Origin of the sequence: Arthrobacter sp. AL12, assembly GCF_029960645.1 — a bacterium.
In the GTDB taxonomy this organism is placed as follows: Bacteria; Actinomycetota; Actinomycetes; order Actinomycetales; family Micrococcaceae; genus Arthrobacter.
In genome coordinates this window covers 10,784-24,833 of the sequence record NZ_JASBQY010000014.1, presented here as the reverse complement: position 1 = coordinate 24,833, position 14,050 = coordinate 10,784, and the positions used below count along the sequence as shown (strand labels likewise).

The 14,050-nt window shown below is 58.0% G+C and carries 6 protein-coding genes; 2 read left to right on the top strand and 4 right to left on the bottom strand.

Annotated features, from left to right (window positions below; all coding sequences use genetic code 11):
* Positions 1-2: 2 nt before the first annotated feature.
* Positions 3-3,203 carry a helicase-related protein gene (locus QK291_RS14375; protein WP_282383082.1) on the top strand — a complete coding sequence of 1,067 codons (3,201 nt, stop codon included), beginning with the start codon at positions 3-5 and terminating at the stop codon, positions 3,201-3,203.
* Complete coding sequence (locus QK291_RS14370) at positions 3,196-5,283, top strand: DUF1998 domain-containing protein (RefSeq protein WP_282383080.1); 2,088 nt, start codon at positions 3,196-3,198, stop codon at positions 5,281-5,283. The genes QK291_RS14375 and QK291_RS14370 overlap by 8 nt, the downstream gene beginning before the upstream one ends.
* A 43-nt stretch (positions 5,284-5,326) precedes the next feature.
* On the opposite strand, the gene QK291_RS14365 is transcribed toward QK291_RS14370, so the two are convergent.
* The 4 genes from QK291_RS14365 to QK291_RS14350 form a co-directional block, all read right to left on the bottom strand.
* The gene (locus QK291_RS14365; protein WP_282383079.1) at positions 5,327-6,322 is read right to left on the bottom strand and encodes a DUF3883 domain-containing protein; all 996 of its coding nucleotides are present in this window, start codon (positions 6,320-6,322) and stop codon (positions 5,327-5,329) included.
* A 43-nt stretch (positions 6,323-6,365) separates the two neighbouring features.
* On the bottom strand, positions 6,366-8,663 hold the full coding sequence (locus QK291_RS14360; RefSeq protein ID WP_282383078.1) for a 3'-5' exonuclease: 2,298 nt from the start codon (positions 8,661-8,663) through the stop codon (positions 6,366-6,368).
* 311 nt (positions 8,664-8,974) lie between these two features.
* A complete protein-coding gene (locus QK291_RS14355; RefSeq protein WP_282383076.1) occupies positions 8,975-10,753 on the bottom strand; it encodes a response regulator receiver domain in 1,779 nt (592 codons plus the stop codon).
* Positions 10,750-13,674 carry an ATP-binding protein gene (locus QK291_RS14350; RefSeq protein WP_282383073.1) on the bottom strand — a complete coding sequence of 975 codons (2,925 nt, stop codon included), beginning with the start codon at positions 13,672-13,674 and terminating at the stop codon, positions 10,750-10,752. Before QK291_RS14350 ends, QK291_RS14355 begins: the two co-directional genes overlap by 4 nt.
* Between the last annotated feature and the right edge of the window lie 376 nt (positions 13,675-14,050).

Below are 14,050 nucleotides of genomic sequence, written 5' to 3'. Positions count from 1 at the left end.
CATTGTCAGTATTGAACGCCAAATACGCATTTCGACGCGAAATGGTGGACCGCTTGGTCACCGATTTGTACGGCCCAGTATCTCCGGACGAGCTGATCACTGAGCGGCCCCTCGAACGGTACGTCACCGGTGTGTTGTGGCCCGTGGCCGACGAAAGCTACGTTGAGGCGCCAGACGAGCCCGAATCTGTGTCTGCTGTGTCCGGCGAAGCCTCAGTCGACAGCCCGGTGGCGAACGCCCGGCTGACCTACCCGAGCAGCGTAGGCATGACGGTCTCCGTCGACACCCGGCTATCGTCCTCACTTCAGGTTTTACCGGCCGCGGCCCGCTATTCACCCGTGCAAACCGACCGCCAGAGCGGAAGCAAAAAGCGTGACGTGTATGACTGGCAGCGGCAGGCAGCCGACCTAGGTCCAGTCGACGTTGAGCTGGCTTCCCCAGGTCCCCAGCACCATTTGCTCGAGGGGGGTGCGCTTGAACTGTATGCATTGGTCCGCCCGGCGGAAGACAACGTTGTGACGGTGACCGTCGTTCTCCGAAACACCCAGCCGAAGCCGGGCGCTTCCGAGGACAAAGACGTTGCCTGTTGGTTCCAGGCCGGTCTGACCGTCCGCACCGAGCGGCCCGCGTTGGTTGATCGTTCCAAGCTTCGCCTGGACCTCCCCACGGACCCGGATCTAGCTTCCTCAGAATTGCTGTACCGAAACCACATGGTTTTCGGCGCCGGTCACGGCTGTGCTGTTGAAGTTAAGCACGCCGACGTCGCAAATCGGCTCTGCCAGCGCGTTGCCACAACCTTTGTCCCCCGGCAAGACGTCCACCGCTCCATGGCCGGAGGAAGCGACGCCAACCTGTCACTTTCGCTCCTGGGTTCCGCCACTCGGGAAGAGGTCGTTGCTCAACTGACCCAGCTGGCCAAGGACTACTCGTCTTGGATCGAAGCCACTACCGGCTCAATGACCGCCGAAGGGCCGTCCCATGTCCCTGAGCACCTACGGGGCATCGGTACTGACCACATGAATCGGGCCGCAGAAGCGCACAAAAGAATCGCCGCCGGCATCAGCCTCCTGGCGACCGACAACGATGCCTTCGAGGCATTCCAGCTGGCCAACAAGGCGATGCACATGCAGCGCTCACGCCAGGACTGGGTCCGCAAGGGCGCACAAGGCGAGTTTGTCCTAGGCGAACAGTCCTGGCGCCCCTTCCAGATTGCATTCATCCTCATCAACCTGCCATCTGTCACGAATGATCAGCATCCTGAGCGCGACGTCGCTGACTTGTTGTGGTTCCCCACCGGTGGCGGCAAGACCGAAGCGTATCTTGGCTTGATCGCCTACCTGCTCTTGCTACGCCGCTTGCGGGACACCACCGTGCGCGGCGTCGCCGTGATCATGCGCTACACCCTGCGACTCTTGACCATCCAGCAGTTCGAGCGCGCAGCCATGCTCATCTGTTCACTCGAATCCGTTCGGCAGCAGAACGAGGGGCGCATTGGAAATGAGCCCTTCGGCATCGGGCTTTGGGTCGGTGGCGGCGCGACGCCCAACGACATTGGTACGGCTAAGACGAATCTCGCCAAGCTGAGGAGAAATGAAGACGTAGTTGAGGGAAATCCTCGACAGATCGAGGCTTGCCCCTGGTGCGGAACTCGGCTCACCGTCGATGATTACCGGATCGTCAAGGTCCCCTATGAACGCATGATCGTGAGCTGCGCCAACAAACAGTGCCAGTTCGTGGACGGTCTGCCGGTCCACATCATCGATACCGATGTCTACCGGGAGCGGCCCGAGCTCGTGATCGGGACTGTGGACAAGTTTGCTGGCATGTCCTGGCGGGGTGAAGTCTCCACGCTCTTTGGACGCAACTCGGCATCCGATATCGGACCCGACCTGATCATTCAGGATGAGCTCCACCTGATCTCCGGCCCGTTGGGCTCCACCGTTGGACTCTTCGAGACCGCAGTCGATCTGGCGGCAAGTGGAATAAATCGCCCCGATGGTTCGGCTCATCGTAAGCCAAAAATCATTGCCTCGACGGCGACCATCCGTAGAGCAGAGCAGCAAATCCGTTCCGTCTTCAACCGAGACTCAAGTCTTTTCCCGCCGCCCGGGTTCGACCCGGACGACTCTTTCTTCGCGGAGAAGGCCCCAGCAGATGAGTATGGAACGCGTCAGTACGTCGGCGTCCTGGCCTCGGGGACCAGTCACGCGACGCTGATGGTCCGCACGTACGCCTCGCTGCTCCACTCGGCCGCCGTCATCGATGCCGCCGACGAGACGGACCGAGACCCGTACTGGACGCTCGTGGGCTACTTCAATAGCCTCCGTGTTCTGGGCTCGGCTTATCTTCAGGTGTACGACGACGTGCGCGCCCGGCTTTCCCTGCTGGCAAAGCGCGAGGAACGCCCGTCCTCCCGCACCATCCAGCTCACAGAATTAACCAGTCGCGTCGAAAACCACAAGATCCCTGAAGCGCTGAAGTCCCTCGAGAAGAGTTTGATGAGCGGACTCACGCCAGAGGACGTTGTGCTTGCCACCAACATGATCTCGGTTGGCCTCGACGTGGACCGGCTGGGCCTCATGGCTGTCATGGGCCAGCCCCAATCCAGCGCCGAGTATATCCAGGCAACCAGCCGGGTAGGACGGCAGCACCCGGGTCTGGTCGTGACAATATTCAATGCGGCCCGGACCCGGGACCGATCGCACTACGAGTCTTTTAACGACTTCCACGGGGCCCTGTACCGGGCTGTGGAGGCCACCAGCGCTACGCCCTTCGCAGCCCGTTCCCGCGACCGCGGTCTTCACGCCACATTGGTGTCGGCGCTGCGGATGCTCGTCCCGGAACTCCGTGGGGTGGCTGGTCAGGTACGTGTTGAGTCCCATGTGGTCGATCAGATCATGTCCCTAATCGGGGACAGGGTGGAAGCCATCGATCCGGAGGAAGCCGAGGCAACGCGCGAAGAGCTGGAGCGGCTCCTGAACATCTGGCGGAAGGCTGCTCTTGCCGACGCTGACCTGCCGTATCAGGCGACGAAAAAATCCCCGCAAGCATTGCTTATCGATTCAAGCAAGGCCCTTGAGGATCCTGACTTCGTCTACAGCACGAGCACCATCCCATGGCCTACGCCGCGGAGCATGCGCGATGTAGATGCCGAAACAACCCTCCGCCCCGCCCCCCTGAGGAAGGACGCCTCCCTTGGCTAAGAAAACATACGCCGCCCGGCGCAGCCAGCTGATCTCCACGTTCGGAGTGGGAAGCCTCTTCCCCGCGGAAAACAACAGCTTCATGATCACGAGCATCGACCAATGGGACAAGAAGCATCTGAAGCCGGTCAGCGAACCTCGTCTGGCCCGCAGTCTGCATGTTTCCCAGTTGCTGCTGCCACCGGCCGGCGCCCGGGGCAAAATTCCCGTCGTGCGCTTTCCCCAGATGCTTGTCTGCCCGAACTGCGATCGGATCGGCACGGTCAAACAGCTGCAGGCCTCATACGAGGATCCCAAGTGCGGCCTGTGCAAGTCACTGGCACCGCTAACGCCATCCCGTTTCGTCATCGCTTGCGAAGACGGGCACATCGATGATTTCCCTTACGCGTACTGGGTCCACGGCTACACTCCGAACGACGACGCCGAGCATCTGCTGAGTCTCGCGTCCGAGGGCCGCACATCCTCGCTTGCTGACATGGTTGTGCGCTGCTCGTGCAGCAAATCAAGGACAATGGCTGACGCTTTCAACTCGATCGCGCTCAAGGAAATGAAGTGCCAGGGCAACCGCCCGTGGCTTGGATGGGGCTATCGGGAACGGGAGTGCGGGAAACCGCCCAAGACTGTCCAGCGAGGTGCGTCCAACGTCTGGTTTCCCGTCGTTCGTTCTGCCATCTCCATTCCGCCCTATTCCGAGTTTCTGTCCAAGGTTGTCACCGCTAACGCTTCACAGCTCAGCAAGCCCCAGGCACTGGAGCCTGGCTCCACCTGGGTGCTTGATGGAATCGTGGAGAGCTTTGACGGCCGTTTTTCCGTCGACGAGCTCCGCGCAGAAATAAGGCGACAGTTCCACGGAAGCGATGAGATCGAGCTGTCCGAGGACCAGCTCCGAGAGCAAGAATTCATGGCTCTGATGAACGGCCGCCGCGACAGCCCGGACACAGACTTCGTGGCCGAAAAAGTTGCTGTGCCCGAATCGCATAACCACTGGATCAAAGCCACTCGAAAAGTCACGCGCCTCCGGGAGGTTCGGGCGCTCTATGGCTTCAGCCGGTTGCACCCCCGGAGTGAAGACAACCCTGAGGCCAAGCCTTCTCCGCTGTTTCCCGACGACAACCGTCAGGACTGGCTGCCTGCAATAGAAACCCTGGGTGAGGGTTTGTTCATTGCACTCGACCGGCAACAGGTCGAGGCCTGGGCGGAAACAGACTTCGCCGCCGGCAGGGAGAAGACGCTCCGGTACAACGCGAAACGGGCAGCCGAACAACGTGGCCAAGACCCTGTCTTGGTAAGCATCGTGGAAACCCTGATTCATACGCTCTCCCACATCGTCATCGACCAGCTCTCGTTGGACGCGGGATACCCGGCATCTTCCATTCGGGAACGCCTCTACGTAGGACAGGATCAAGTCGGCGTGCTGTTGTACACGGCGTCCTCAGATTCCGCCGGAAGTCTGGGCGGGATCGCTGCCCAGGCAGGTCCGGGCCGCCTGGGCGCTGCCCTTGAAGAAGGCCTGTTCAGGACGTCATGGTGCTCCGCAGATCCTGTCTGCATTGAGTCCCGGGGTTCCGGCACGGACGCCCGTAACCTCGCTGCCTGTCACTGTTGTGTGCTGGTCCCGGAAACCAGTTGCGAACTATTCAATTCGAACCTCGACCGCGGAACTCTGTTTGGGGTACATGGGCAGATCGGTCTCGGGTTCAGAGACTGGGCTGATCTGAATCCCATTCAATCGTCGGGCCATGCGGCCACTAGTAAGGCCGACGCCGTGGCCGACGATGTCCCAGAGAGTGTCCGCCAGAGTCCGTGGCTCACTGTTTTTGCTGAGTCTGGCCCAGGCCTGCGTGAGCTCATTTCCGAGCTTGTTGAGGCCGACGTCGATCCCGGCGATTGGGGCGCTGACATCGGCCCGGATAACCAGTGGCAGATCGATCTCTCCTGGGCTGGCGCACGCGTCGCCGTCCTGGAGGACAGAGACGAGGAACGGGACGATTGGCTGGCCGAGGAAGGCTGGACGGTCTACCACACCGATGACTTCTCCCCCGGCGATCTAGCAGACAAGCTGGCCGAGAAGGCTTACTGAGGGCCTGTGGGGGTCGGACCTCCGACCCCCACAGCTCCACGTCTTAGTCCAGGAAGTACTCATAGCTCAGCGGCTTCAGGTTTTCCGGCGAGGGCCGCCAATCGGGGTAGACGCTCATCGTCCCATCGTCGGTGGCGATAGAACCATCAAGGTGGCGCTCCCACTGGATATCCGCCACCACAACCAGGTCCGTCAGGCCATAGTCATTCGCGCGCGTGACCTCGTTGCGCGTCAGTATGACCTTCTGGACGTATCCCTGAGAACCCTTCACTTCGATGTGACGCTCTTCCTCTCCGCGCTTGGCCAGCAAGTCGTAGGACCGGAAGGCGCCCACGTCTTCGACGCTGTACCCGGCTGCTTCGTAGTGAGCAATCGCCTGGCGGACGGCCTGCATCTCGATCGCCTTCTTCAGTATCGGGTCAGCACAGAAGCCCGCGTAGCGCTGCTTGACGCCATTCTGTCCGCCGACGGGCGGCGCAACCAGCGGTATGTCGAATCCGCCCCAGTCACTGTCGGGCAGCAACCCGTAAACCGTCTTGACGACTTCCGCGGGCAGCTTGAAGAGATAGCCCTGATTCGGTTTGAGTCCGCTGGTCGGATGCTTCTGGAACGGAAAGTAAATAGTGAGGCCAACCGTGTCCGAAAAGTCGCGTTCAAGGTCACTTTTGACGCCCAGAATGTCTTCCTGGTGATCCGCCCGAAGGTCCGTCAGCAGGTAGGGCCGAGGCAGGGCGGTGTACTTCGTGAGGGGAATCGTATTGGCAGGCTTACCGAACCAGTCCCCCGCCCGGGGCTGCAACTCGCCTGCCACAATCGAGGCGCCGTACATCCCCGATTTGAATCCCATGGGATTATTCTTCCCGACCCAGTGAAGAACCACATCGCCAATTCGAACATCGTGCATCAGGTCATATCGGGAAGTATCCGGAGCGATGAGCTCGCTCCCCCAAGTGTCCACGTTGACCAGTTCCATCCAGTAACGCTGCGAAGCGTCGCCGTCCCACCAGCGCGCCTTTTTCCCAACCGCACTAACCGTCATTACTCCCCCAAATGGCTGTGACTGACACTGATAAGTGTTGAAACTACTTTGTACCAAGCAGCTCTGACGGTTTTCCGCTCCAGGACACGACCAAACCGTCGCGGGCGCGTGTTGCCGCGACATACAACAGCGAGCGTTCACGAAGAATGGCATCGGCCCGCTCAGCCGGTGCCAGGTCCTTCACCTGGTAGGAAGCCGGCAGGGTTTGGTCCGAAATCCCGAAAAGAACCACCCGGGTGAACTCCATACCCTTTGACCGGTGCATTGTCATCACTGACGGCACACCAGGCAACGTCGCTGCACCCGCCGTCCTGGATTCGATATCCCGTTCGTTCAGCCCATTGATGACTTTGCCGACCTGAAAATTGGAGCGGACCAGGATTCCAACGGTCTCCAGTGGAACTCCCTCGTCTTTCCACTTCCGCAGATAGTCAGCAAGGTTGTCCAGTTCGTCAGCGATGGAAGCGGAAGCTATTTCTTCCGGCCGCGGCCCTACCCGCGAAGAGGTATAGCCATTGATTGACTCCTGGTCGCCTTCAATATCCGACACCGAAGCTCCGCTGAGAAGTCCGACGGCGTACGCAAGGTTCTGCTGGGTGGTGCGGTAATTGAGAGTCAACCGGCGTGATCGGCCGACGATGCCAATTCCGAAACGGGACAACGGGACCTTCTGGCCGTAGATGCGCTGGTGCGAATCCTCGGCGATGAAAAGGTCGTCCCGTCCCGCCTGAACCAGCTCCCGGAGAAACAGCCAGTGGCCAGCGTGCAGGTCCTGCGCTTCATCGATCAGTACATGATCAGCGAGACGCGCTCCGCTGGCCTCTGCACGCCGGCGAAGCACCAGAGCAGCGAGGTGCGCAAGCTCCACGAACGAGGCATGCATTTCGATCCGATTGTAGTACCGGTAGGCTTCCACGACCTTCCAGACTGCAAGCCGCTTCGCCCGGTTCAAGGCGGTGCCGCGGCCAGCGCGGGGCACCGTCAGGTACTCATCCTTGCCGCTGATGAAGTTGGGCAGGATCACCGTTTCGTACTCCTGCTGGAGGAATGTCGGATTGGCGAGCTCTAGCTCCAGCTGATGATCGACGTCGGCCAAGGCTGACTCCCATTGCTGGCGGGCACTATCCGCGTCCAGAATCTTCCCCGGCGCAGAGACCTCGAGTCCGAAAAGATCCTTCATGGCGCGGCGCTGCTCCATTTCCTGAGCACCGCGAAACACCTTGCTGACCAGTGAATCCACACCGGAAATGTTGATGCCGGGTGCGCCCGGCTTTGCCGCCCGGGGAAGATCGGCATCCAGCTTTGACAACCCGCTTTCCAGCGAGTCAGCAAGGGTCGTGGTGTAGGTAGTCAGAACGATTCGGGACGCCGGTTCTGCCGCGGCCAACATCCGGGCGCGGTGGAGTAGGACCACCGTCTTGCCGGTTCCGGCACCACCGGAGAGACGGAAGGAGCCGTTGTAGCGGCGTTCGGAATAGACACGCTGTTCCGGATGAAGGAACGTGCGCCAGGAATCGAAGTCGCCACCCTCGATGACCCTTTTGAGCTCGTCGGAGTTGTTACCCACGAACGTGAATTGCATCTTCGTGGCCGGATGCTCCAGTGACTTCCGGATCTTCTCCTCTTCTGTCGCCTGCGGGTCGTCCACGTAGCGGCTTAGCGCGAGCTTGTCCTGGACTTCCTGGACGGAGGTCCCAGCAGCAAGCTCAAGGAGCGCAGTCGCCTGCCACTCGGGAGCCTCGTCCAAAACGTCCAGGAGTCCTTCGTCCGAGGACGCGGCGAATGCCCGGCCCACTAGATCTGCGGCGAGGCCAAGTTCTGAAACCAGTTCAGCTGGGTCCATGCCGCAACCCAGAAGCGGGTTGATCCAAGCTCCGGGGGTCTCCTCCTGACGCGACCCGGGCTCCTCCTCCGGAACTTCAGACTCGACGTCGGGCTCCAGCGTCGGGGCATCAGCAACAACTGGAACAACTGGTGGAATGCGCGGGAGGGGAGGCGTATCACCGTCAGGCGTGGATGCCCGGATGACCTCCAGGACGCCGTTGATGGAGTTCACCTGAAGCACGCTGGAGCGGGCGATGTCGATTGCCTCGTCGTGCGGCCAGGCGCCGTAGTAGAAGTAGTGCGGGATGGTGTCGAAGGCGACCTTAAAGAGCACGGCCCGGTAGTTGAGGTCGATCCGGCCGGTTCGCACGCGGGGGTCCGCAGGAGTGTGCATGGGTTCGATGTGGAGCCCTGGTGCGGTGTCGTCCTTCTGAAGCTTCTCGAAGAAGGAATACACCTTGTTCTTCATGGTGCCGTCGATCTTGTCCTTCTGCTTGATCCATGTCACCAGCGCCATATCAAGCTCCCTTCGTCTGGCTGGGCCCCGTAGAGCAAAGTTCTTCCACGCGCATTTCAATTTCAGGAGTCAGGGGCTGCCGTCCCGAACTCCAGGATCCCAGGGCAGCCGTACGGGTGGAGCTCAGCCAGAACGCAGACGTGAACCGCATCGCCCGGTCCCTAACCGCCAACTGGCCGGGGTTCATAGAAAGGAATGCTAGACACCGCGACACTGAACCCAGACCGACCTCTAACATTCAAGTCAGCGAATCCCGCGACGACGGGCCGCCTAACCCCACCCAGCCAGACAATGATGGCATAACGATCACGTCACAACTCGACGGTCGACCCCAACTTCCTGAGGAACTCGTACTCGTCGAGCCCGATCCGACTAGCGCTTGAAGCGACGCCTGAAGCCAGTTTTTGAGCTTTCCACTGTCGCACCTGCCCGACCCACTCGTACCTGATCCCTGATGCATCCAAAAAAACCCATCGATCCTTATTGGATTCCCTGGACTTTCTCGCATTAACGGTCTTTGCTTGCTCGTGAGGAGCAAAATAGGGCAGATGCAGTTGATTGAACTTCACACCGAAGGTCGTCAGCCCCAGAATCGCCTCGTCATATTCGAGGATTATGTCTGTCGCTTGAGAGTGGTTTTGATTAAGTGGGAACAGCGGAAAGGCAGTACTCCTGTCCAGACGCACGCTATCGCATAGGGGCTGGAGACACAGCCAAAACTTCTGGTGCTTTCGCCATTCATCAGGACTAGAACCAGCTACAAGTTCCTCCGATACTATAACTGCACCCAGTTGAAGCACCGGCGGTAGATCTATGCCGACAGTGGTCGGCGTCCGCTCCATGCAGGACAAGATGGACAGGCGCTGGTCAATCAACAGGGATTCCTTCCTGAGTTCCTCCCAAGCACGCGAAGGAAGTAGAACGGAAGTTAGGCTAAAGGGGTCCACTTTCCTGCCCGTCGGGGGAATCTGGAGTTTTCCGGTCCCAATCGAGCCGCTCAACACCTGTTGGACCTGTTGCAAGGTAAGGTCCAATTTTTCAGCCGTCGCACCATTTCTAGTCGTAGCCAAATGGTAGGACGGTCCGAGTTCGTTCAGGCGCTTAGAAACGCGTTTGTCCATCGCATCAGCGCTAAGCAGATCTTGGGAATTGGGTGCAGACATCACGGAACGAAACTCATCTGTGAGAAGTCCTTGGATGAAGTCAGTGGTCGCGTCTGATCCGGTTCGATAGAAGTGGGACATCAATGCGGGATCGAGATCTGACTCGAAGCGACGGAGCAAGTGGTGAGCGCCGTCCCGGACTGCACTCAGCGCGGAAAGAGCAATCTCGGGGAACAGGCCCTTCGACACGAACCTTTCGAATTCCTCGACCATGAGGGCTGGAAGCTCGGCAGCTATGACTGACTTCAGCTCATGCGCGACTCCCACCCGCTTCTTCGCGACGAGGACAATCTTAAGTGGACCTGCGACTAGCGACATATCTTTTTCATCAACCGCAGGAGGGTAGTCCCAATTTTTTGCCACCAAATCCCGGACGCGGTGAAGAATTCTTTGAATCCCCGGATCTCCGGTGTAAATACATACCAGGCGGAATCTCGATCCCTGATCCTTATCGTCCTCCAGTAGTTCACGTAGGAAAGGAAGAGACGTACGATCCGCCTCGCCGAGACCATCGCTTATCGGTAAAGCGCCGGGTCCGCTCAGCTGCCAGTCCAAAATCACTATGTCGGACCGACGGGCAAGAGCCCTGAGGCGTTCATGATCTTTCTTCGTGCTCCCGGGAGCCACCGGCTTTAGGGCTGCGCATGCGATACCAAAGTCGGCGAAGCCTTCAACAACAGCCTCAGTGAAGAGCGCTCTAGGCGGGGCCGCCACTTCCAAGACATCATCAGGGACGCCGCTGTCAGAGCCGGCGAATTCCGTATTCTCTTCTTCAAGAGCCTCAGCCAGCTCCTCGAGGCCCTCGCCACCCAAAGAGGCGGCCTCAACGATTCCATCGTCAAAGTCGAACGGATCGTACGCTTCGTCGTCTAGAATTACGGCACTCTGCAGGAAACGCGCGGTCACGCTATCCTTGTCGACGGTCATGCGGTCCCCATTTCGTTCTGCAGCGCCGTCGGACGAATCCGGAACTTCGCGCCCACTGTTGCTTCATCAAATTCTAGTTCGATTTCCCAGCCGTCCCGAGCGAGCAGCTCGCGGGAAAGCGAAAGACCCAAACCTCGCCCTCCGCGACGACGGGAAAATCCACGCTCAAAAATGGCGTCACGGTCGCGCGGCCGGATCCCTGGTCCATCGTCACAAACGAGAAGGCCATCCTCGTCCGCGTCGAGCAATATTACCCCGGTTCGACCATGATTATTGGAAGTCCATGCTATTGCATTATCGATAAGGTTTACAAAAACCGGATAAAAGGTTGAGGGGAACCCTCGAAACTGCCAGTTCAGAAATGACTCGGCAACTTCAAAACGAACGTTATGACGCTCAAATCGCTCAAAAAATACCCCGCGGACAAATTCGGATATCTGACTTCCTGTAATTACCACTTTTTGTCGATACAGACGCCGTTGGAGCGGGGTGAACAACCTTAGATATCCATCAAGGTGGGCAAAGGAAGCCCTCAGATCTCTAACAATCGGTTCTAGACGCGGAGTGGATCGCGCCCAGGGTGAAAGCTTTTGAAGTCCGCTTCTTACGGTTCGAATGCTGGCCTCAAACTCATGACTTACTATTTGAACCGCTTGCCCTAGTTGCATCAACTCCAGGTTTCCCTCGACCTGTTCCTGAAGATCTAAGATCTGTTCTTGAAGTGACGTCTTATCGGATAGCGAAGAGGAGCCGGTCTCAACTGCGGCGAGCAGATGCAACAAATCTTGCAGATTTCCACGCCGAAGAGCCGCCTCAATTCGAATTTCATCGAGGGTGCGGAGCTCCTTAGCGGTGCTGATTCGATCCGGCAAATTCGAAGCAATTCTATCCAGTGCGTCACTGAACGCGCGTACCTCCTGCTGCGCAGCATCGAGGGTGTTCTGTGCTGCCAGGGCAATAGCACTATCGACGCTCTTGTATGCCTCTTGAAGGTCTTGGTGCCCGGCCTGCCCCGCCCTCTCGATTCGTAACCGCTGGTCGCTGAGGGAGTCGATCGACACGGAGCGTTCCGAAGTCGCTAGAAGATCAAGCTGCCGGGCACCCCTCTCGATGATCTCGGCTGCCTGAGCGCGGGCGCGAATATAGGACGCATACTCTCGCTCTTGTACCGCAGTCAGTCCCACGCCCGTCGGTCTCGTTAGATCGAACGACTGCATAAGTTCATTGAGCACCCCTGCAGCTCTGGTTCTAATTAGCTCGCCTGATTCGCTATCCCCGCGTTGACTGATTGTCTTCTGCTTCTCAACCACGGCTTCTTCCACGACGCGAGTGACCAACGCCGCGAATCGCCCTGATTCAAATTCACTCAGTTGACTTTCAAGCGAAGCAGCAAACGCCTCACGAGCCCTTCTCTCTTCATCCTCAGCTTCAGAACGTGCCGTGAATCGGTCCTTCAGGCGTTGTCGTTGCCGTCTGAATTCTTCAGAGTCCTGGGTCTTACCTGAAAAAAAGTTTGCGGCCAATTGTACAAGGAAACCCTTAAGCACATCAGTAAAATCACGATATGCAGCATTTTCACGAAAACCCTCGCGCCCGGCCTTCTCCTGCAATCCCGGATTGTTAATACTGTCGATTTCGATGGCCCCGAAAATACGACGGTAAGAAAAGTAATAGCGACCAGCATTTTTAGTTCTTCGTTGCTCCATCTCAAGATAATCTGTGTCGGAATTTCCGTAAGGAAGGACGCGAATTCCGTCTCGGTAGATGTAAAGGCCTCCGAGACGCTGTAGCCTTGAAGTCATTAGCGCGAAGTCTTCAGCATTCAACCGGGAGCCCGATTGCTCACCCTGCACATAACCGAACTTAATTCGGAACGGTCCGCAATTAGTTTTTGCACCGCGATTTGCTGGCCAGGACTCCACTAAGTGTATAGGCTCGGATCCGTAAATCGACACTCTTCCTGAGAAGGTTCCATATTCATCGAATTGACCTTCAACGGTATGGTCCGTCGTCTCAAAGTCTTCGGGGCGCCAGAATGAAGCGGGATCAATGAGGTCAACAGGACCATCTTGGGCGTGGAGTATAAACTCAGTCACCAGATCGGAGTCTTCAGAATTTCCAGTAATCGTGTTTGAGAAGCCCATCAAAAATCGCTGAAATGGGCTTACGATTCCCCCATTTTCTTTGTCAGGGCCGGAAGTAATGACTGATTCAAGATCATCGTTCGCCGGAGCCACGATGAAAGCTGTGCCGCCATTTCTAGCTAGACTAGGACCGTTTAGGCTCAGGAAGCGGCTTGGGTCGAAAGGTAAGACACGCAATTCTTCCATTATTTGCAAGCGCCGATCAGTGCCTATGCGAGTCCCTAGCTGATCGATCGATTCATAGATCTCTTCAGCGAGTTCGGCTACGAGAGAGCTATTCAGTTCCGATATATCCTTCAGGCGTCTGATCGGTATTACTACATCATCAAGGGTTAACCCCGGAACCTCGAAAATGGACCACTGCAAAAGAGCAACAACGACTTCATCTTCGGCCGTTCCGACCTTTTCTCGCGCCCTCGTTACGATTAGCATTTGTGAGCCAATGCTCGCAATGGCGAGCCTGCCTATGCCCTTTTCGCCCATCTGTCTGCGAATTTTGAAACCCGATGGCACCGATGGTAGGGGTCTCGTTGAATCACGGGCCTTACTATCTGTTCCGATGGTTAGCCACCGTGACGTAAAGTCGTCAAAGCTCATGCCGACGCCGTCATCCCGGACAGTCAGGACCCTTGTGGCGGGAAAGTAGTCACCGCGCACTGTAGTTGCGTAGGCGTCATAGGCGTTCTTGAATATCTCCGATACAGCTGTCGGTATTCCTGCTATCTGCTGACGTCCCAGCATGTCCACCGCTCGGGCGCTGGTGAGAAACTTTGCCACACTTCAACCTAACTTTTACGTCTTAGCCGACAAGCGGCCGGACAGGCGCGTCGAGTTAAATGTCAAACCGCGACGGCACTGTACCTATACAACGGCAGCCGTCTGTAGCCTAGCGGAGACATCGGTCGAATCCGCGCCTCTGCTGCTTTTCAACGACATGCGCCTTCGACAGGTCCAGTTGCAACTAGCGGAGGTTTAGGGGCGGATCCGTGGCTTCAAGGAGCATGAGTTGTGCTGCGCGCATCGCCGCGGAGCAACATTTGGGTCAACTACCTGGCTTACTTACGGGACCTACCGGGAAAGACCACCGAGTTATCCGTGTCCGCAAGGTGAACCGCGTCGCACGACTCCGAAATTGCGGATCGGTAAACATTTC